We start from the raw sequence: 19677 nt of genomic DNA on the forward strand, positions 1-19677 counted from the left end.
CAGGTCGCTGCCGGGCGGCGGATTCGACCCGATCATTAGCATGGCTTCATGACCGGCGGGTTGTCGCTGGAAGTGGCGGGACACCGGGTGGCGGTTACCCACCCGGACAAGGTGGTGTTCCCGGGCCGTGACGGCAGCGCCCCGCGCACCAAACTGGACCTGATCCACTACTACCTGGCGGTGGCCGACGACGCGCTGCGGGGCGTGGCCGGGCGGCCGATGATCCTCAAACGCTTCGTCGACGGCATCGACGCCGAAGCCGTCTTCCAGAAGCGGGCACCGGCCAAGCGTCCGGATTGGGTGTCGGTCGCCGAACTGCGCTACGCCTCGGGCCGGTCCGCCGAAGAGGTCGTCATCGACGATGCGGCCGGGCTGGCCTGGGTGATCAACCTGGGCTGCGTGGATCTCAACCCGCATCCCGTGCTCGCCGCCGACCTGGACCATCCCGATGAGCTGCGGGTCGATCTCGATCCGATGCCCGGCGTCGGCTGGCCGCAGATCGTTGAGGTGGCGCTGCTGGCCCGGGAAGTGCTGGCCGATCACGGGCTGACCGCCTGGCCCAAGACGTCTGGTTCGCGGGGCATGCACATCTACGCCCGCGTCACACCGAGCTGGCAGTTTCCGCAGGTTCGGCTGGCCGCGCAGGCGGTGGCCCGTGAGATCGAGCGGCGCGCGCCACAGGCGGCCACCAGCCGATGGTGGAAAGAAGAGCGGGGCGCCCGGGTCTTCGTCGACTTCAACCAGAACGCCAAGGACCGCACGGTCGCCTCGGCCTACTCGGTGCGTGCCACCGCCGACGCTCGGGTGTCCACACCGCTGTACTGGGACGAGGTTCCCGAGTCCGATCCGGCGACGTTCACCATTGCCACGGTGCCGGAGCGGGTCGCGGCGATCGGCGACCCGTGGGCCGGCATGGATGACACCGTCGGCGATCTGGAGCCGCTGCTGGAGCTGGCCGAAGCGCAGGGCCCGGCGGAGAAGGCACCGCGCGGCGCACGCAAGAACATCGACGGCCGGCGCACCTCACCGCTGCCGTTGATCGAGATCGCCCGCACCAAGACCCGCGACGAGGCGATGGCCGCGCTGGAGCTGTGGCGGGAACGGCACGCCGCGGCGGCGAAACGGCTGGCGCCTGAGGATGTACTGCTCGACGGCATGCGCGGTCCGAGCTCGATCTGGTACCGGGTCCGGATCAACCTGCAGCACGTTCCGGCCGGGCAGCGCCCTCCGCAGGAGGAGCTGATCGCCGACTACAGCCCCTGGGAGGGCGGAAAGGTCTAGCGGCGGGGCAGGGAGATATAACTCTGCCGGCCGTAGGACGCGAATTCGGCGTCCAGGGAACGCTTGTCGTCGTCGGTCATCCGGGTGTAGACCGGCCCGCCACGGCCCACCCAGCGGTAGACCGGGTCGTCGGTGTGCCAACGTTGTTCCTGCAGTTCGCGTTTGAGCACCTTGTTCGAACCCGTGACCGGCAGGCCGGCCGAGATCCGCAGGAACCGGGGTGTGCCCTTGCTGCCGAGGTCGGCCTGGGCGCCCAGATACGCCCCGAATTGCGCTACGTCGAAACCCACCGGATCGGCGACCTCGATGGCGCCCATCACCTGATCGCCAGAGCGGGGGTCGGGCACCGCGTACACCCCGGCGCTGATGACCAGCGGATGCCGGCGCAGCACCCGTTCGATGGTCAGTGCCGAGGTGTTCTCACCGTCGACCCGGATCCAGTCGCCGCGCCGGCCGGCGAAGTACAGGAAGCCGGCCCCGTCGCGGTAGCCGAGGTCGCCGGTCCAGTACCAGCCGTCGCGGATCTTCTCGGCGTCGGCATCTTCGTTCTTGTAGTAGCCCTCGAAGTCACGGGCGCCGGTCTTGTCGACGATCTCGCCGACCGCGTCGTCGGCGTTGGTCACCCGGCCGTGCTCGTCCAGGACCGCCCGGGCGCACTCGATACGGGTCTGTGGATCGACGACGGCGATGCCGGAGTGTGCAGGACGGCCCAACGCGCCGGGCGGCGCCGCCGGGTCGGGCAGCGCGGCGTTGCCGCCCTCACTGGACCCGTAGCCCTCATGCAGCACGGCGCCGAACCGACGGAGGAACTCCGCCTGATCCTGCGGCGACGCCTCGGTGCCAAAGCCACGGACCAGGGTGTTGTCGGCATCGTCGGGACGCTCCTCGGTGGCCAACAGATAACCCAGGGCCTTGCCGACATAGGTGAAGTACGTCGCGCCGAAATACCGCACGTCGGAAAGGAACTGCGACGCAGAGAATTTCGGCGTCAGGCAGACGGTGGCTCCGTTGGCCAGCGCCGGCGCCCACAACGCCATGATCGCGTTGCCGTGGAACAACGGCATGCAGCAGTAGTCGACATCGGAGCGCACGTGGCCGAATTTGTTCGTGGCGGTTTCGGCGATCCGGGTCAGCCGGCCCTGGCTGCACTTGACCGCCTTCGAGGCGCCGGTGGTGCCGGAGGTGAACAACAGCAACATCAGCGTTTCGGCGCCGACGCCGGCAGCGGCGGCCGGCTCCACCCGGTGCGCGTCGACCAGTGCGGGATAGTCCGGGCCGTCGATGACCAGGAAGCGCTCGGAGTCCAGGCCGTGGTTCAGACCGCGCAGCCGGTCGGATCCGGCGGTGTCGGTGACGATCAGCTGGCAGTCGGCGTGGCGGATCTCGGCGGCCATCTCGGCGTCCCCGCGGGTGGGGTTGATCCCGACGATCACCGCGCCCGACAACGCGCTCGCACCGAGCCAGAACACGAAGTCGGGGGTGTTGTCCAGCAGCACGCCGATGTGAAAGGGTCCGTGACGGCGGAGTTCGGCGGCCAGTGCAGCACGCGCGGCAGACTCTCGCACCACTTCGTCCCAGGTCCAATCCCGCTGCCGGGTGCGCAGTCCCGGATGCTGATCGCCGAGGCGGGCCAGCAGCGCGGAGGCGATGTCGTCAGGCATCAGGGGTGGACGAGATCGACGTCGCTGCGGAAGGGCCGGTGGGGATCAATGACGACCACAGATCACACTCCTCAATTCGGCTGCTGTCGGGTCCAGCGACCATCATCACCGCATCAGCCAACCCGGTCATCACCGCGTCCGTCTGCTGGATGATCGATTTCGGTGTCCGTTATTCGAGATGGGCCATTGCGCCGTGCAACTCGCGCAGCGCCTCGCACGCGATGTCCCCGAGATCCCGCGTTTCGCCGGGCTCAGCCCATTGGGCGTACGCCTTCTTGAGCGCCAGCGCCCCGAGTTCAGCGGCCAGGGCCGCGGTCAGCTCGGGGACCTCACGCAGACGAAGGGCTCCGGCAATGGCAGCGGCCAACCCAATCTGCTTGAGCGCGTTACGTTCCTGCAGCTCCGCACTGGTAGCGATGACTGCCTTGAGCTTGGGGGCGAGTTCCCGATTCAGCTGCGTGAATGCCGAGGCAGCCGACCGCAGGCCGGAACATACCGCGTTCAGCGGTGTGGCGCCCGCGGGCGCAGCGGCGACGCCCTCAGCCAGGAGGCGGCCGATCGCTTCCTGACCGGCCGACAGGACGTCCCGTTTGTCCGGGAAGTGCCGGAAGAACGTGCTCTTGGTCAGCCCAGCACGTTCAGAGATCTGCGCGACGGTGGTGTCGTCGTACCCCTGTTCGTTGAAAAGTTCCAGCGCCGCGGCAACCAAGCGTTCACGTGCGTCCGGTTGCCAGCGGGCCATGACGATCATATTAGTGATGCGACTTATGTCCCATCGCCGCGTATAGTGATGGGATATTTATCCCGTCACCGATCGGAGCCGTCCATGCGCATTTTCATCACCGGAGCCAGCGGAGGAATCGGGACAGCCGTCGTCTCCGAACTCATCGCTGCAGGTCATCAGGCTCTCGGTCTGGCCCGGTCCGAGGCGTCCGCCGGCCTCATCAGGCGACTGGGCGCCGAGGCGGTTTCGGGGGACCTGGCCGACACCGACATGCTGAAGCGGGTGGCCGACGACGCCGACGGTGTCATTCACCTCGCCTTCTCCAACGACTTCACCAATCTCGAGGCCGGCATCCAGGCCGAGGCCCGCGCGATCGCGGCGGTGGGCGAAGTGCTGGTCGGCACCGGTAAGCCGCTAATACTCGCGGCGGGCACCCCAACGGTGGCCGGCCGCCCGAGCACCGAGGAAGATCCTCCGCAGACCGAGGGCCCGGTCGGGGGCCGCGGCCGCACCTCGCAGGCCGTCGTGAAGCTGGCCGAGCACGGTGTCCGATCCGCACTCGTGCGGCTACCACGGTCGGTACACGAGGCGGGCGGGCGCTGCGGCTTCGCCAGCATGCTCATTGCGTCGGCGCGGCGCACCGGAGTTTCGGGCTACGTCGGCGACGGCGGCCAGCGATGGCCTGCGGTGCACCGACTCGACGCGGCACGGCTTTTCCGGATCGCTGTTGAAGAGGCGCCGGCCGGTTCGATATTGCACGCCGTCGCCGACCAAGGTGATCCGATGCGTGAGATCGCCGAAGTCATCGGCAGCCGGCTGCGCCTACCGGTCCAGCCCGTCGCGGCAGAGTCTTACGGCGTACTCGGCGCCATCTTCGCCGTCGACCAGCCCTCCTCCAGTGCACTCACCCGCAAGCGGTTCGGCTGGCAGCCCAGCCATCCCAGCCTGCTCGCTGATCTCAGCGCGGGGGGCTACCCGGACCTGTGAGGAAGGGCCCGCCGGCCTTCGACATCGACGGCTCGCTGATCCTCAAGTCCAATAAAGTTGCTGGCCTTTGCCGAGGGATCTATCGGCGCAGTTCCGCGGATAGGACGACGTGACGAAACAGCAAGCGCGGTTCGCGCATTACGACCGCCCGGAGGGGCGTTTCGCGCTTCCGGCTCACGCTCATGCAATTGTTCAGTCAACTAGTTAACGACCGCTTCGCCGCGTTCGCGCGCGACTGTGACGCGTACGGCAAACAGGTCAGTGATCCGGCCGAACTGAATTCCGTTATCGCCGAAGCCCTCAACCACTCGGGGCCGTTGGTGGAGATACTGACCGATGCCCGGTCGACCTAGCGTCGCTATCCCGACGGGTTGAGCACCGTCCACATCCGGATGATTCGGTCGTTCGCAATCTCGGCCACATCGAAGCCGGAAGCCACAGTGGCGTCGTCGGGCGTGCGGGCCTCCCATGCCAGAAAACCCAGCCCGCGGGTCTGGCGAACCGGGCCGGCCTTCACGAAAGGTAGACCGCGCAGCTTTTCCTGTAGTTCAGTGGCCTTGGCGATCCAGCTCCTGGTGGCCGGTGGCGACGCCCTCGCCGTCGATCCACTGCACGTCTGCCGAATCGGTGGTGGCGATCGCCGCAACGTCCCGGGCTGCGACCGCACACGGGCGGGCCAAGGCCGCGCTGTCACCCCTGGACGCGGCAGGCTCAGAGGTCGCGGAAGCGGAGCCGAGTAGCCTCCCCTCGGTGACCTTCTACTTGGTGATCCGGGACTTCGACAACGAAACCCGCGAGGAAGGGCCCGAGCTCGCCCGGGCGGAACCGTCGGCCGTAGCCGCCGCGCTGCAACCGTTCCGTCCCGGCCACGAGGCCGTTTTGGCCCGGTTGCAAAAGGCGCTGGACGGCGCCCCGCCGCGGGTCTTCGACATCGACGACCCGCAGATCCTCAAGTCCAAGCAGTTGCTGCTCTTTGCCGACGACCTGTCTGTGCAGTTCAGCGGATATGACGACGTGACGAAAGAGGAAGCGCGGTACGCACATTACGACCGCCCGGAGGACCCGATCCGGTTCTCCGATGTTGCAGACTGACTCAGTTGATCGTGAACCCGCCGTCGACGACGACGGTCTGCCCGGTGACGTAACCACCGGCATCCGAGGCCAGCCATACGGCCGTGGCCGCGAGTTCCTCGGGGTCTCCCATCCGGCCCAGCACGATGCGGTGCGAGACGCTTTCCAGATAGCCCGGACGGTACTGTTCGGTCATCTCCGATGCGAAGAATCCGGGAGCGATCGCGTTGACCCGGATGCCTTTGCGGCTCCCCCACTGCTGAGCCAGATCCCGCGTCAGCCCGATCAGCCCGGCCTTGCTGGCGGCATACGCCGCTTGCGGCAGCCCCGCCGTGGTCAGTCCCAGGACGCTGGAGATGTTGACGATCGCCGACCCCGGTCCCATCACTCGCCCGCAGGCCTGCGCGGCCCAGTAGGCCCCGTTGAGATTGATGTCGATCACCTCGCGGAACTGCTCCGGCGTTTCCCGGGTGGCGGGGTGCGCGGTTCCGATGCCGGCGTTGTTGATCAGCACATCGACCCGCCCGAAGCGCTCCATCGCGGCCTCCACCATGCGGGTGGCCGCCGCCGGATCGGCGACATCGGTCGCCACCGGCAGGGCCGCGCGTCCCGTTCCGGCGACCAGCTCGGCGGCATCGGCGAGCTTCTCCACCCGCCGCGCGGCCAGCACCACGTCGGCGCCGGCCTCGGCGAACGCCCGGGCGAAATACACACCCAGACCCGAGGACGCCCCGGTCACCACCGCGACCCGGCCGTCCATCCGGAATTTGTCCAGTACACCCACCCGATTCACCTTTCTCGATTCGTCAGCGATTCAATGCTTTTCGTGCCGCGGCGATGAATTCCGGCGCGGCCTGCGCGGCCTGATCGGCATGCAGCACGTTTCCGACGCCGTGCTGAGCCCGATGGGTGATTCCTTCGGCGATGACCCCGATCTTGAAGTTCGCCAGTGCCAAGTAGAAGTTCCAGTCCCCCAGGTCGCGTCCGGAGAGCTGCGCGTACTGCTCGGCGAGGGCATCGGCGGACGGCAGCCGAACACTGGTCCACGCGGCGGGGTGGCCGAACACGAGGTCGAACGCGGGTGACCGGTAGGCGCACATCAGGGCGATGTCGGTGAGCGGATCACCGAGCGTGGAAAGCTCCCAGTCCACGACCGCCCGGATGGTGCCGGCGTGCTCGGGATCGCAGATGGTGTTGTCGATACGGAAGTCGCCGTGCACGACCGAGGGCTCGGCGCCTGACGGGATGGCGTCGGCGAGTGCGGCGGCCAGCTTCGCCACGTCGCCGGTGACCGCATCGTCGCTCTCGCGGGTCCGCACCAGGTCCCACTGGCGGGCCCACAGCTGAACCTGGCGTTCCAGGAATCCGTCCGGCCTGCCGAAGGATTCCAGCCCCACCGCACGGTAGTCGACCGCATGAAGGTCGACGAGTATGCGTACCAGCGCTGCGGCGCTGGCGGCCAATTCGGCGTCGGACAGCGCATCGAGATCGTCGGTGTGCCGGAACACCCGGCCGGTCACGAACTCGGTCACGGTCAGCGGCGCACCGCACACCGTGCCGTCGGCGTCGAACGCAACGGGCCGGGCGATCGGCACGTTGGTGCCGAACAGCCCCCGGGTGACCACGAATTCGCGGCCCACATCGTGCGCCGACGGTGTCAGGCCGCCAAGCGGCGGCCTGCGGACAACCCACGCCGACACCTCGTCGCTGACCTTGAAGGTGAGGTTGGACCGGCCACCGGCGATCAGTTCGACGGCGAGGTCACCCCGAACCGGTACGTCGCGGTCGATGAGGTACCGGCGCAGGGCGGCCGGATCCAGGCCTTCGACCGTCACTGCTGAGTCGCCTTGAGCGCCCGTCGGGCCGCACCGATGCGGCGTTTGGCAATCGCCCAGCGGTGCACCTCCGAGGGGCCATCGTAAACACGGAACGGACGGACCTCCCGGGACAGCCGCGCGGGCGGCAGATCCTCGGTGACGCCGAGCGCGCCACACATCTGCACGCTGCGGTCGACGATGCGGAAGATCGCCTCGGCGGCGAAGGTCTTCGCGATCGATGTCGCGTCGCCTGCACTGCCGCCCTGGTCCAGTTCCCAGCAGGCCCGCACCAGCAGCGCCCGGGTCGCGGCGATGTCGATTTCGTTGTCGGCCACCATGTGCTGGATCATGCCCAGATCACCGAGCGCGGATCCGAACGCCTGACGCTGCACGACATGGGCGAGCGCGGTGTCATGCCCACGGCGGGCCGCGCCCAGCCACCGCATCACATGCGTCATGCGGGCGGGGCCAAGGCGGACCTGGGCGTACTCGAAGCCGCGGTCCACCTCGCCGAGCACCGCATCCTCGGGAACCCGCACGTCGTCGAAGAGCACCTCGCAGTGACCACCCACCATGGAGCGGTCGAGGGTCGGTATGTGCCGGCCGACGGTCAGGCCGGGGCTGTCGGCGGGGACCAGGAACATGGTGGCGCCACCACGCTGTCCGGCCTCCCCGGAGGTTCGGGCCATCACGATGAAGAAGGCGGCGCCGTCCGCACCGGTGATGTACCACTTCCGTCCGCTGATGTACCAGTCTCCGGACCGGCGTTCGGCTTTGGTGGCCAGCGCCGCTGGATCCGAGCCGGCACCGGGCGCCGGTTCGGTCATCGCGAAGGCGGACCGCACCTCGCCGGCGGCCAACGGGGCGAGGTAGCGCGCCTTCTGATCGGCGCTGGCCACCTCCGCCAGCAGATGCACGTTGCCCTCGTCCGGGGCAGCGATATTCACCGCGGCCGGACCAAAGAGTGAATATCCGGCGGCCTCGAACACCGGTGCGCGGTCGGACATGTTCAGGCCCAGGCCGCCGTATTCGACGGGGGCATGCGGTGCGAACACCCCCGCCCCGCGGGCCGCGGCCTGCAGGTCCTTGATCACCGCGTCACCGCCCGCGGCGGCGATGTCGCCACCGTGGCGGTCCTCCACGGGCAGCACCACGTCTTCGATGAATGCCTGCGTCTTTTCAACGAGCGCCGTCACGTCCGGCGAGTAGCTCAGCTCGATTGCCATGTCACTCCATCACCACCGTCACCTAACCGACCAATCGTTCGGCCCGAACAGTGCAAACCTTGGCACAGAAGGCGCTGTCCAGTCAAAACAAGGCATTGGCGAAGTCGCCCCGGGCAGCTATAGTTCAGTTTTTCTGAACACAGGGAGGAAAATGGCGGGATCGGCCGGCGGTGTGATCCGGGCGGCGCGTCGGGCCCGGGGTCTGACCGTCCGGGAGTTGGCGCGACGGCTACAGGTCAGCGCAGCGACCGTCAGTGCCGTCGAGAACGGCAAGACCGGAATCTCGGTAACTCGTCTCCAGCAGTACGCGCAGGCGCTGGGCGTGACCGAGACCCAGATCCTGCAGGGCACCGTCCCGGGACCCACCCCCTCGGACGACACGTCAGCCATCGAGGATCCACAGTCCGTCCACCGCGACTGGCGAACGTTTCCGCCGCTGGTTGTGGGTGCCGTGCTGAGCGCGGCCATCGATGCCTTCGTCGACACCGGCTACCACGGCAGCACCATGCGCGACGTGGCGGCACGCGCGGGCATGAGCGTGCCCGGCATCTACCACCATTACCCCGACAAGCAGGCGCTGCTGGTCGCGATCCTGGATGCGACCATGGCCGAATTGCACTGGCGTGTCGAGGCCGCCCGCACCGGTGCCGCCACCGGTATCGAGGAGGTGCGGCGCATCGTCGAGGCGCTGGCACTGTTTCACACTCATCGTCAGAAGTCGGCTTTCATCGGAGCAAGCGAGATGCGCAGCCTGACCGCGGCGAACCGGCAGCGCATTGCCGAATCCCGGAATGCCTTGCAGCACATACTCGACGCCGCTATCGACCGCGTCGCCGATGAGGGCGGTGCCGCCGTGCTCGACGACGTCGGGGACCGCCGGATTGCCGGGCGCGCCATCGCGACGATGTGCACATCGCTGCCGCAATGGTTCAATGCCGCCGGCCCGGCGACACCCGAGGAGACCGCGCACGCCTACGCCGAGTTCGCGGTATCGCTGCTGACGAAGCAGAATATGAACCGTGTCGGGTAAGTGGCAGTTCTGGATCGACCGGGGCGGCACCTTCACCGACATCGTGGCCCGGCGGCCCGACGGCCAGCTGGTCACCCACAAGCTGCTCTCGGAGAACCCGGCACAGTACCGAGATGCCGCGGTGGCCGGCATCCGCGCGCTGCTGGGAGTCCCCGACGAGACTCCGATTCCGGCCGGGATCATCGACGCGGTGCGGATGGGCACGACGGTGGCCACCAACGCCCTGCTCGAGCGCGCCGGGGAGCGCACCGTGCTGGTCATCACCCGCGGCTTCGGCGACGCGCTGCGGATCGCCTACCAGAACCGGCCCCGCATCTTCGATCGGCACATCGTGCTGCCCGAGCAGCTCTACGAGCAGGTCATCGAGGTCGACGAACGCATCGGTGCGGACGGCAGCGTGCTGCGCCCGCCGGACCTGGAGACCCTGGGCGACGCGCTGCGCGCGGCTCACGCCGACGGGATTCGTGCGCTCGCGGTGGTGTGCCTGCACAGCTATCGAAACCCTTTGCACGAACGCGCCATCGGTGCGCTGGCCGAACAATTGGGCTTCACCCAGATCTCGCTGTCGTGCGATGTCAGCCCACTACCGAAACTGATTCCGCGCGGCGACACCGCAGTCGTCGACGCCTACCTGTCGCCGGTGCTGCGCCGCTACGTCGCTCAGGTCGCCGATCAGCTCGGCGGAGTGCGGCTGATGTTCATGCAGTCCAACGGCGGACTGGCCGCCGCCGACCACTTCCGCGGCAAGGACGCCATCCTGTCCGGCCCCGCCGGCGGAATCGTCGGGATGGTGCGGATGTCGGCGCTGGCCGGATTCGACTCGGTGATCGGGTTCGACATGGGCGGAACCTCCACCGACGTCTCGCATTACAGCGTGGGATCCGGTGGATACGAGCGGGTGTTCACCGCCGAGGTCGCCGGGGTGCGGCTGCGGGCCCCGATGCTGCACATCCACACCGTTGCCGCCGGAGGCGGCTCGATCCTGCACTTCGACGGCAGCCGGTATCGGGTGGGTCCGGAATCCGCGGGCGCCGATCCGGGACCGGCCTGCTACCGGCGCGGCGGGCCGCTGACCGTCACCGACGCCAATGTGATGCTGGGACGCATTCAACCGGCGCACTTTCCGGCGGTGTTCGGACCCGATGGCGATCAACCGCTGGATGCCGCGACGGTGCGACAGGCCTTCACCCGGCTTTCTGCCGAAATCCGTTCGGCCACCGCTGATGACCGCAGCCCGGAGCAGGTGGCCGAGGGGTTCCTGCGCATCGCGGTGGCGAACATGGCCAACGCGGTCAAGACGATCTCGGTGGCCAAGGGCCACGACATCACCCGCTACGCGCTGACCACCTTCGGCGGCGCCGGTGGACAGCACGCCTGCGCGGTCGCCGACGAACTGAGCATCCGCACCGTGCTGGTGCCACCGATGGCCGGTGTGCTGTCCGCCCTGGGCATCGGGTTGGCCGACACCACCGTCATGCGGGAGCAGGCGATAGAGGCCCGGCTCGAATCCGATGCCACCGACCTGGTGCGGGTAGCCGACGAGCTCGAGCAGCGGGCCCGCGCCGAGCTTGCCGCCCAAGACGTTCCGGCCGGCCGGATGCGGGTGGTGCGTCGGGTTCACCTGCGCTACCAGGGCACCGACACGTCGATACCGGTCGAGCTCGGCGACGTCGGCCAGATGAGGACGGCATTCGAAGCCATCCACCGCGGCATGTATTCGTTCTTGATGGACCGTCCGCTGATCGCCGAAGCGGTCGCGGTCGAAGCCACCGGGCTCACCGAACAACCCGACCTGACAGGCATTGCCGAGATCGCACCGCCGGGAACCGAAGCAGTTCGCCTCTACACCGGCGGCCGCTGGCGCGAGGCCCCGCTGCGCCGCCGGGAATCGCTCACCCAGGCCGACCTGGTGACCGGGCCGGCCATCATCGCCGAGGACAACGCGACCACCGTCGTCGACGACGGCTGGCAGGCCGGTCTGACCGCCGACGGGCAGCTGGTGCTGAGGCGAACGACCGCGGCCGCACCGGTGGATGCCGGCACCGATGCCGATCCGGTGCTGCTGGAGATCTTCAACAACCTGTTCATGGCCATCGCCGAGCAGATGGGCACCCGACTGGAAGCCACCGCTCAATCGGTGAACATCCGTGAGCGGCTGGACTTCTCCTGCGCACTGTTCGACGCGGACGGCAACCTGGTCGCCAACGCACCGCACATCCCCGTACATCTGGGGTCGATGGGCGCCACCGTCAAGGAGGTGATCGCCCGGCGGGCCGGGCAGATGCGGCCCGGCCAGGTCTACGCGGTCAACGATCCCTACCACGGTGGTACGCACCTGCCGGACATCACCGTCGTCACCCCGGTCTACCCCGACTCGGCGAAACCGGGCGACCCGGTGTTGTTCTTCGTGGCGTCCCGGGGCCACCACGCCGAAATCGGCGGGACCACACCGGGCTCCATGCCCGCGGACAGTCGCACCGTCGAGGAGGAAGGCGCCCTGTTCGATAATTGGCTGCTGGTCGACGACGGACGGTTGCGCGAAGCGCAGACCCGATCACTGCTCACCGGAGGCCGGTTCCCCTCGCGCAGCCCCGATACGAATCTCGCGGACCTGCGAGCTCAGATCGCCGCCAACCAGAAGGGGATCGACGAGATCCAGGCCATGATCGCCCATTTCGGGCTGGATGTGGTGCAGGCCTACATGCGCCACGTCCAGGACAACGCCGAGGAGGCGGTGCGACGCGTCATCGATTCCCTCGACGACGGCCAGTACCGCTATGTGATGGATTCCGGGGCGACGATCGCTGTGCGGGTGACCGTCGACCGGGACGCGCGGAGCGCCACCATCGACTTCGACGGAACCTCGCCGCAGCTGGCAACGAACTTCAACGCGCCGTCGTCGGTGGCCACCGCCGCGGTGCTCTATGTGTTCCGCACCCTGGTGGAAGACGACATCCCGATCAACGACGGCTGTCTGCGGCCGCTGCAGATCGCCATCCCGGAGGCGACGATGCTGTCACCGGGCTACCCCGCCGCGGTGGTGGCCGGCAATGTCGAGACCTCCCAGGCGATCACCGGGGCGCTGCTGGCCGCGCTGGGGGTGCAGGCGGAGGGGTCCGGGACGATGAACAACGTCACATTCGGCAACGCCGGCCACCAGTATTACGAGACGCTCGGTTCCGGCTCGGGCGCCGGTGACGGGTTCGACGGCGCCTGCGTGGTGCAGACCCACATGACCAACTCCCGGCTGACCGACCCCGAGGTGCTGGAGATGCGCTTCCCGGTGTTGGTGCGGGAGTTCACGATCCGGCGCGGTAGCGGCGGGTCCGGTCGCTGGCGCGGCGGCGACGGCGGGGTGCGGCGGATCGAGTTCCGCGAGCCGATGACGGTCAGCGTCCTGTCCGGACATCGGGCTGTCGCCCCGTACGGAATGGCCGGCGGATCGCCCGGGGCACTCGGACACAACCGGGTGGAGCGTGCCGACGGCGCCGTGACCGAACTGGCCGGTTGCGACTCCACCGACGTGGCGCCCGGCGACACCCTGGTGATCGAAACTCCCGGCGGCGGCGGGTATGGCGAAGCTGTCTGAACGGCGTTAATCTCACGCGATGCGCGACCAGTGGAGCCGACGCGGCTTCTTCGGCCTGTGCGGCACAGCCGGAGCCGCAGCGCTGTCGGCGGCCTGCACATCCGAACGCCACGATGACCGCGGCGCCCCGGGACCGGTGACCATAGCGCACCTCTTCGGCGAGACGACCGTCGGCGAACCACCCAAGCGGGTGGTCTGTGCGGGCTACACCGGGCAGGACGACCTGCTGGCGCTGGGCGTCGTACCGATCGCCGTCACCGCCTGGTTCGGCGACCAACCGTACGCGGTCTGGCCCTGGGCGCAGCAGCGCCTCGGTCCCGCCAAACCGGCGGTGTTGGACTTGGACAACGGGATTGCGGTCAAGCAGATCGCTGACCTCAAGCCGGACCTGATCATCGCGACGAACGCCGGGGTGGACGCCGAGACCTATCAGAAGCTGTCGGCGATCGCGCCGACCGTGCCGCAGTCCGGCGGCGAAGCATTCTTCGAGCCGTGGAAGACCCAGGCCACCGCCATCGGCAAGGCGGTGCACCAGCCTCAGCAGATGCGGTCGCTCATCGACGGCGTCGACGCCAAGTTCGCCGACGTGGCCGCCGCGCATCCCGACTTCACCGGCAAGAAGGCGCTGCTGCTGGCGGGCCGCCGCGAGGGCGGCCCTGAGCACGGCTTCGTCGCCGCCGCCACCGGTTGGCGCACCGAGTTTCTCGCCCAGATGGGATTGACCGTCGCCGACGTCCCGGCGGTCATCGAGCACGACCGGATCGGTTCCACCCTCGGCGGCGCCGACGTGCTGATCTGGACCACCGAAAGCGACGACGAACGCCGGGCACTGCTGGACGATCCCGACATCGCCGCCTTCGAGTCGCGGAGCGTCTTCACCACCAAGGATCAGGCCGGGGCGATCGCCTTCGCCTCCCCGCTGAGCTACCCGCTGGTGGCCGAGCAGCTGCCCGGGCCGATCGCCGGAATCGTCGGGTAGGGACCCAACTCTGCGCGTTTGGTAAGGCCCCTCTGGCATAGCCCGCAGAAGTGTGGCCTGGATCACTTTGCACGGCTACGGTCGGGGGTATGGGCGCGACACTGGCTTTCCCTGATCTCCCCAAGACCGACAGATTCCTCGACTACGGCGACTGCGCGCTGCTGTTGCAGTTCGAGCACACCGCCGAGGTACTGGCATGGACCGCGGCCCTGAACGCCGCGGCACTGCCCGGCGTGCTCGACATCGTGCCGGCGTCCCGCACCGTATTGGTGAAGCTGGCCGCACCCGGCCACCAGAACGACGTCCGGCGCCGGCTGACCAAGCTGAGCGTCGAACCGCAGGAGATCGAGACCACCGCGCGCGACGCTGCCGTCGACGTGGTGATCGACGTGGTCTATGACGGCCCGGACCTCGCCGAGGTGGCCGAGCGCACCGGCTTGACCGTCGCGCAGGTGATCAACGCCCACACCGCAACGCCCTGGCGAGTCGGCTTCGGCGGTTCCACTCCTGGTTTCGCCTACCTGATCGGCGGCGACCCGCGGCTGCAGGTGCCCCGCCGGGCCGAATTGCGCGACGCCGTCCCGGCCGGTTCGGTGGCGCTCGCCGGCCAGTTCAGTGGCATCTACCCGCGCCAGTGGCCGGGCGGCTGGCAGCTGATCGGGCGCACCGACGCGGTGCTGTGGGATCTGGGGCGGCCCGACCCGGCGCTGCTCACACCGGGCCTGACGGTGCAATTCCGGGCCGCGTGACGGTGGCGGGAATCGGGAACGGGAGGATGACATGACCACGTTGGAGGTACTGCGCACCGGCCCACTGGCTCTGGTCGAGGACCTCGGTCGGGCCGGGCTGGGCCATCTGGGCGTCACCCGGTCCGGGGCCGCCGACCGTAGGTCGCACACACTGGCCAACCGTCTGCTGGCCAATCCCGACGACCGGGCCACCGTCGAGGTGGCGTTCGGCGGATTTTCCGCGCGGGTCCGCGGCGGCGACGTCGACATCGCGGTCACCGGCGCCGACACCGACCCGGAAGTCGACGGAGTCTCGTTCGGCACCAACAGTATCCAGCGCGTCCACGACGGCCAGGTGATCTCGCTGGGCACACCCCGGTCGGGTCTGCGAACCTATCTGGCGGTGCGCGGGGGCATCGAGGTCACGCCGGTGCTGGGCTCACGCAGCTACGACGTGATGGCCGCGATCGGGCCGGCGCCGTTGCGCGACGGCGACGTGCTGCAGGTCGGCGAACCGACCGGTGACTATCCCGAGATCGACCAGGCGCCGGTGGCGACGATCCCCGACGACGTCGTAGAACTGCGGGTGACGCCCGGGCCGCGCGACGACTGGTTCGTCGACCCCGACATCATGGTGCGCACCAACTGGCTGGTCACCAACCACAGCGACCGGGTCGGGATGCGGCTGGTCGGGATGCCACTGGAATACCGCTGGCCGGGCCGGCAGTTGCCGGCCGAGGGCGCCGACCGCGGCGCGATCCAGGTTCTGCCGAACGGGTTTCCGATCATCCTCGGCCCCGACCACCCGGTGACCGGCGCCTATCCGGTGGTCGGTGTGGTGGTCGAGGAGGACGTCGACACCTTGGCCCAGGTCAAGCCCGGTCAGACCGTACGGATGCACTGGTCGCGGCCGCGTCGGCACTCCTCCGACCACTCCACCTGGTAGGCCGGCGGGTGCCCGGCAAGGTAAACACCGCCCGCCTGATCCACACCTCCGATCTGGACGACGAGACCCGCCGCGGCGCCCATCAGCTGGTCATCGAGGCCTATGGGGATGCGTTCTCCGACGCCGACTGGCAGCACGCACTCGGCGGGATGCACGCGCTGATCTGGCACCGCGGCGCCCTGATCGCCCACGGCTCGGTGATCCGGCGCCAGCTGCTCTACCAGGGCCGATCCCTACGCTGCGGCTACGTCGAAGCCGTCGCCGTCCGGGAGGACCACCGCGGACGAGGGCTGGCCACCGCGGTCCTGGACGCCTGCGAACAGGTGATCCGGGGTGCCTTCGAGCTCGGTGCGCTCAGTTCGGCCGACATCAGTCGCCGGCTCTACACCGCGCGGGGCTGGCTACCGTGGCGCGGGCCGACCTCCGTGCTGTCCCCGACCGGGCCGGTCCGCACCCCGGAGGCGGACGGCACGGTCTTCGTGATGCCGGTTGACCTGGGGTTGGATACCACCGCCGAGCTGGCCTGCGACTGGCGCGAGGGCGACGTCTGGTAGGCCGGGTGTTTCCACCCGTCGCGGCGCTCACAGCAAACGCGACACTTCACGCCAGCCGGTGGGCAGGCACACGACGTATTCTGTCCCGCTGGACACCAACACGGGAGACCCCATGCTCTTTGAGTTCTGGCACAACTTCACCCATAACCTCTTCAAGCCGCTGCTCCTCTTTTTCTACCTGGGTTTCCTGATCCCCCTGCTGAAGGTTCAATTCGAATTTCCCTACGTTCTGTATCAGGGCTTGACGTTGTACCTGCTGCTGGCGATCGGCTGGCGGGGCGGCGAGGAGCTCGCCACCATCGACGCATCGAGCATCGGCGGAGTACTCGGTTTCATCGTGCTGGGGTTCTTCACCAACCTCACGATCGGATTCGTCGCCTATGCACTGTTGACCCGGATGACCAAGATGCGACGTATCGACCGAGCCACGGTGGCCGGCTATTACGGGTCGGATTCGGCGGGCACGTTCGCCACCTGTCTGGGCGTGCTGGCGGCGTTGGACATCGCGTTCGACGCCTACATGCCGGTGATGCTGGCCATCATGGAGATCCCGGGGTGCATCGTGGCGCTGCTCCTGGTGGCGCGGCTACGGGAGCGCGGAATGGACCCGCTGGGCAACATGCCCGACGAGCCCGGGTACAACCCCAAGGCGCGCCTGGAGCTGGTCACCGCCGCCCAGCTGGGCGCACAGCATCCCCAGACCCGGCGTCAGTTAGAGGTCGAAGACGAGCTGGAGATGTCGCTGGAGAAGCGCGAACATCCCGAACCGGTCGCCGTCGAGCCGGTGGTGACGGCGGCGGCGCCGGTCAGCGCACCCCTGCTGCGTGAAGTACTGCTCAACCCGGGGCTGTACCTGCTCTTCGGTGGAGTCATCATCGGCTTCTTCGGCCGCCTGCAGGGTGCCTCGGTCATCGAGGACGGCGACCACGTCTTCGTCACGGCGTTCCAGGGCATGCTGTGCCTGTTCCTGCTCGAGATGGGCATGACGGCGTCGCGCAAACTCAAGGACCTGCGGACCGCGGGCCGTGGATTGATCGCATTCGGGTTGCTGGCCCCGAATATCTTTGCCACAGCGGGGATTTTCATCATCCACACCTACTCGCAAGTCACCGGGATCCACTTCGAGACGGGCAGCTACGTACTGTTCGCCGTGCTCTGCGGCGCGGCGTCGTATATCGCCGTTCCCGCGGTGCAGCGAATCGCGATCCCGGAGGCCAGTCCGACGGTGCCGCTCGCCTCATCATTGGGCCTGACGTTCACCTACAACGTGACCATCGGCATTCCGCTGTATCTTCAGATCACTCACGCTGTCAACAGCTGGCTACCAATCAGCTGACCGGGCAGAGGATTTCCTGACCGGCCGCGATCAATCTCGTTATGCCGGTGTGAAATCGGCTGCGCGCACATGCACTACGTGACGTTGCCCACACCGTGAACGGTTCCGGGCCGGGCGGCGTGTACCAGTAGGGCTGCACTCCAAGGCATTTACAGCTTCCACACCGCAACTTGCCAGTTCACATCGGTATGTTCGCACCGCGGCCCACCGCGCCGAGCCAACCCGGCGCGACGGTGGCTCAGAGCACGAGGAGTTTTCAATGACGCCCACCCATCTCAGCGAATTCGACCCAGAGGACCGCGCGGCTTGGGAGAACGGCAACAAAGCCATCGCCCGACGCAACCTGATCTGGTCCACGGCAACCATGCACGTCGCGTTCTCCATCTGGTCGCTGTGGTCGGTGGTCGTGCTGTTCATGCCCGAATCGGTCTACGGCATCAAACCGGGTGACAAGCTGCTGCTCGCGGCGGTCGCCACCCTGGTCGGTGCGTGTGTGCGGATACCGTACGTGGCGGCCACCGCCAAGTTCGGTGGCCGCGACTGGGCGGTGTCCTCATCGCTGATTCTGCTGATACCCACCGTCGGGACCCTGTTATTGCTGGTCAACCCCGGTCAGCCGCTGTGGATGTATCTGGTGTGTGCGGCCCTGACCGGGCTGGGCGGCGGCAACTACGCGGCGTCGCTGGCCAATGTCGACGCCTTCTACCCGCAACGCCTCAAGGGCGTCGCACTGGGACTCTGCGGCGGTATCGGCAACCTCGGGGTGGCGGCCATCCAGCTGGTCGGACTGTTGGTGCTCGCCACCGTCGGCAACACCAAGCCCGAGCTGGTCTGCGGTGTCTACCTGGTGCTGCTCGCCCTGGTCGGCATCGGCGCAGCCCTGCGCATGGACAACCTCGACCACGGTGCGAAAGAGGTGGGCAGCATCCGATCGATCCTGTCGGTCCCCGACAGTTGGGTCATCTCGATGCTGTACTGCGCCGCGTTCGGGTCGTTCATCGGCTTCGCGTTCGCCTTCGCGCAGGTGCTGCACGTCACTTTCGAGGAGACCGGCCACAGTCCCGCGGAGGCCTCGCTGTATGCCGCCCGAATCGCCTTCCTGGGGCCACTGTTGGGCGCCTTGGCGCGCATCTACGGGGGCCGGGTGGCCGATCGCCGCGGAGGCGGACGTGTCACGTTCGTCGTCTTCGCCGGAATGATCCTGGCCGCCGCCCTACTGGCCCTCACAAGTACGTTCGACGACCGCACCCCCGGCACGGTCACCTCCACCACCGTCATGCTCTACATCGCCGGATTCATGGCGCTGTTCATCCTGGCCGGTATGGGCAACGGCTCGGTGCTGAAGATGATCCCCTCGATCTTCGAGGCCCGCAGCCGGTCGCTGGACTGCAGCGAAGCCGAGCGCCGGCACTGGGCGCGTTCGCATTCCGGAGCATTGATCGGGTTCGCCACCGCGGTCGGCGCGCTGGGCGGGGTCGCCATCAACCTGACGTTGCGGCAGGCCTATGCCAGCACGGGCACCGAGACGCCGGCCTTCTGGATCTTCCTCACGACGTATTGCGCTGCAGCGGCTTTGACCTGGGTGATGTACGTTCGCCGGCCGCCGCGGGTGCGGGGCGGCACGAGCCCGCGGGCCCCGCGTGACGCCGAAACCGTGCCGGTGTGAGCTGAATCGCTGCCCCACCGGGCAACGGATTGGAAATCGGTCGGTAACACCGTTGAAATCGGCTGCCGCTAAACCTTATACA

The 19677-nt window shown here is 68.1% G+C and carries 19 protein-coding genes; 12 read left to right on the forward strand and 7 right to left on the reverse strand.

Going from position 1 to position 19677, the window contains the following annotated elements; genetic code table 11:
• Nucleotides 1-48 precede the first annotated feature (48 nt).
• Nucleotides 49-1281 (forward strand): non-homologous end-joining DNA ligase, encoded by a 1233-nt coding sequence (gene ligD, locus G6N23_RS18915; protein ID WP_085260656.1) that lies wholly within the window; start codon nucleotides 49-51, stop codon nucleotides 1279-1281.
• Here ligD and G6N23_RS18920 read toward each other — a convergent pair.
• Together G6N23_RS18920 and G6N23_RS18925 are read right to left on the reverse strand one after the other, a co-directional pair.
• Complete coding sequence (locus tag G6N23_RS18920) at nucleotides 1278-2942, reverse strand: steroid-22-oyl-CoA synthetase (RefSeq protein WP_085260655.1); 1665 nt, start codon at nucleotides 2940-2942, stop codon at nucleotides 1278-1280. The two genes, ligD and G6N23_RS18920, sit on opposite strands and share 4 nt — an antisense overlap.
• Nucleotides 2943-3111: 169 nt before the next feature.
• The gene (locus G6N23_RS18925; RefSeq protein WP_085260654.1) at nucleotides 3112-3684 is read right to left on the reverse strand and encodes a TetR/AcrR family transcriptional regulator; all 573 of its coding nucleotides are present in this window, start codon (nucleotides 3682-3684) and stop codon (nucleotides 3112-3114) included.
• Nucleotides 3685-3768: 84 nt separating this feature from the next.
• Between G6N23_RS18925 and G6N23_RS18930 the strand changes: the two genes are divergently transcribed.
• Nucleotides 3769-4653, forward strand: a complete 885-nt coding sequence (locus tag G6N23_RS18930) for an SDR family oxidoreductase (protein ID WP_085260653.1) — start codon at nucleotides 3769-3771, stop codon at nucleotides 4651-4653.
• A gap of 182 nt (nucleotides 4654-4835) precedes the next feature.
• A complete protein-coding gene (locus tag G6N23_RS18935) occupies nucleotides 4836-5006 on the forward strand; it encodes a hypothetical protein (RefSeq protein ID WP_157997500.1) in 171 nt (56 codons plus the stop codon).
• 5 nt (nucleotides 5007-5011) lie between these two features.
• Here the strand turns inward: G6N23_RS18935 and G6N23_RS22150 are convergent, their stop codons facing one another.
• Entirely contained in the window at nucleotides 5012-5170 is a 159-nt protein-coding gene (locus G6N23_RS22150; RefSeq protein WP_234808589.1) for a hypothetical protein, read from the reverse strand.
• A 31-nt stretch (nucleotides 5171-5201) separates the two neighbouring features.
• Complete coding sequence (locus tag G6N23_RS22465; RefSeq protein WP_264070003.1) at nucleotides 5202-5333, reverse strand: hypothetical protein; 132 nt, start codon at nucleotides 5331-5333, stop codon at nucleotides 5202-5204.
• A gap of 70 nt (nucleotides 5334-5403) precedes the next feature.
• On the opposite strand from G6N23_RS22465, the gene G6N23_RS18945 reads away from it, so the two are divergent.
• Nucleotides 5404-5745, forward strand: a complete 342-nt coding sequence (locus G6N23_RS18945) for a hypothetical protein (RefSeq protein ID WP_133055466.1) — start codon at nucleotides 5404-5406, stop codon at nucleotides 5743-5745.
• A 1-nt stretch (nucleotide 5746) separates the two neighbouring features.
• Here G6N23_RS18945 and G6N23_RS18950 read toward each other — a convergent pair whose 3' ends face one another.
• Genes G6N23_RS18950 through G6N23_RS18960 form a run of 3 tightly spaced genes read right to left on the reverse strand, consistent with a single transcriptional unit; the run spans nucleotide 5747 to nucleotide 8767 of the window.
• On the reverse strand, nucleotides 5747-6508 hold the full coding sequence (locus tag G6N23_RS18950) for an SDR family NAD(P)-dependent oxidoreductase (RefSeq protein WP_085260651.1): 762 nt from the start codon (nucleotides 6506-6508) through the stop codon (nucleotides 5747-5749).
• 22 nt (nucleotides 6509-6530) lie between these two features.
• Complete coding sequence (locus G6N23_RS18955; RefSeq protein ID WP_085260650.1) at nucleotides 6531-7559, reverse strand: phosphotransferase family protein; 1029 nt, start codon at nucleotides 7557-7559, stop codon at nucleotides 6531-6533.
• Nucleotides 7556-8767, reverse strand: a complete 1212-nt coding sequence (locus G6N23_RS18960; RefSeq protein WP_085260649.1) for an acyl-CoA dehydrogenase family protein — start codon at nucleotides 8765-8767, stop codon at nucleotides 7556-7558. The genes G6N23_RS18955 and G6N23_RS18960 overlap by 4 nt, the downstream gene beginning before the upstream one ends.
• Before the next feature lie 151 nt (nucleotides 8768-8918).
• Here G6N23_RS18960 and G6N23_RS18965 point away from each other — a divergent pair, with 151 nt between their 5' ends.
• The 8 genes from G6N23_RS18965 (at nucleotide 8919) to G6N23_RS19000 (ending at nucleotide 19595) form a co-directional block, all read left to right on the forward strand.
• Nucleotides 8919-9797 (forward strand): type II toxin-antitoxin system RelB family anti-toxin, encoded by an 879-nt coding sequence (locus G6N23_RS18965; protein WP_085260648.1) that lies wholly within the window; start codon nucleotides 8919-8921, stop codon nucleotides 9795-9797.
• Nucleotides 9787-13386: a hydantoinase B/oxoprolinase family protein gene (locus G6N23_RS18970; RefSeq protein ID WP_095173674.1), complete on the forward strand. Its 3600-nt coding sequence runs from the start codon at nucleotides 9787-9789 to the stop codon at nucleotides 13384-13386. The genes G6N23_RS18965 and G6N23_RS18970 overlap by 11 nt, the downstream gene beginning before the upstream one ends.
• A gap of 19 nt (nucleotides 13387-13405) precedes the next feature.
• Complete coding sequence (locus tag G6N23_RS18975) at nucleotides 13406-14365, forward strand: ABC transporter substrate-binding protein (protein ID WP_085260647.1); 960 nt, start codon at nucleotides 13406-13408, stop codon at nucleotides 14363-14365.
• An 89-nt stretch (nucleotides 14366-14454) separates the two neighbouring features.
• On the forward strand, nucleotides 14455-15114 hold the full coding sequence (locus G6N23_RS18980; protein ID WP_085260646.1) for a 5-oxoprolinase subunit B family protein: 660 nt from the start codon (nucleotides 14455-14457) through the stop codon (nucleotides 15112-15114).
• Between the two features lie 31 nt (nucleotides 15115-15145).
• Nucleotides 15146-16039 carry a 5-oxoprolinase/urea amidolyase family protein gene (locus G6N23_RS18985; RefSeq protein WP_085260645.1) on the forward strand — a complete coding sequence of 298 codons (894 nt, stop codon included), beginning with the start codon at nucleotides 15146-15148 and terminating at the stop codon, nucleotides 16037-16039.
• Between the two features lie 8 nt (nucleotides 16040-16047).
• On the forward strand, nucleotides 16048-16593 hold the full coding sequence (locus G6N23_RS18990; RefSeq protein WP_085260644.1) for a GNAT family N-acetyltransferase: 546 nt from the start codon (nucleotides 16048-16050) through the stop codon (nucleotides 16591-16593).
• Nucleotides 16594-16705: 112 nt separating this feature from the next.
• Nucleotides 16706-17929, forward strand: a complete 1224-nt coding sequence (locus tag G6N23_RS18995) for a sodium-dependent bicarbonate transport family permease (RefSeq protein ID WP_085260643.1) — start codon at nucleotides 16706-16708, stop codon at nucleotides 17927-17929.
• Nucleotides 17930-18188: 259 nt separating this feature from the next.
• Nucleotides 18189-19595 carry an MFS transporter gene (locus G6N23_RS19000; RefSeq protein ID WP_085260642.1) on the forward strand — a complete coding sequence of 469 codons (1407 nt, stop codon included), beginning with the start codon at nucleotides 18189-18191 and terminating at the stop codon, nucleotides 19593-19595.
• Nucleotides 19596-19677: the final 82 nt, after the last annotated feature.

This window comes from Mycolicibacter terrae (genome assembly GCF_010727125.1).
Taxonomy (GTDB): domain Bacteria; phylum Actinomycetota; class Actinomycetes; order Mycobacteriales; family Mycobacteriaceae; genus Mycobacterium; species Mycobacterium terrae.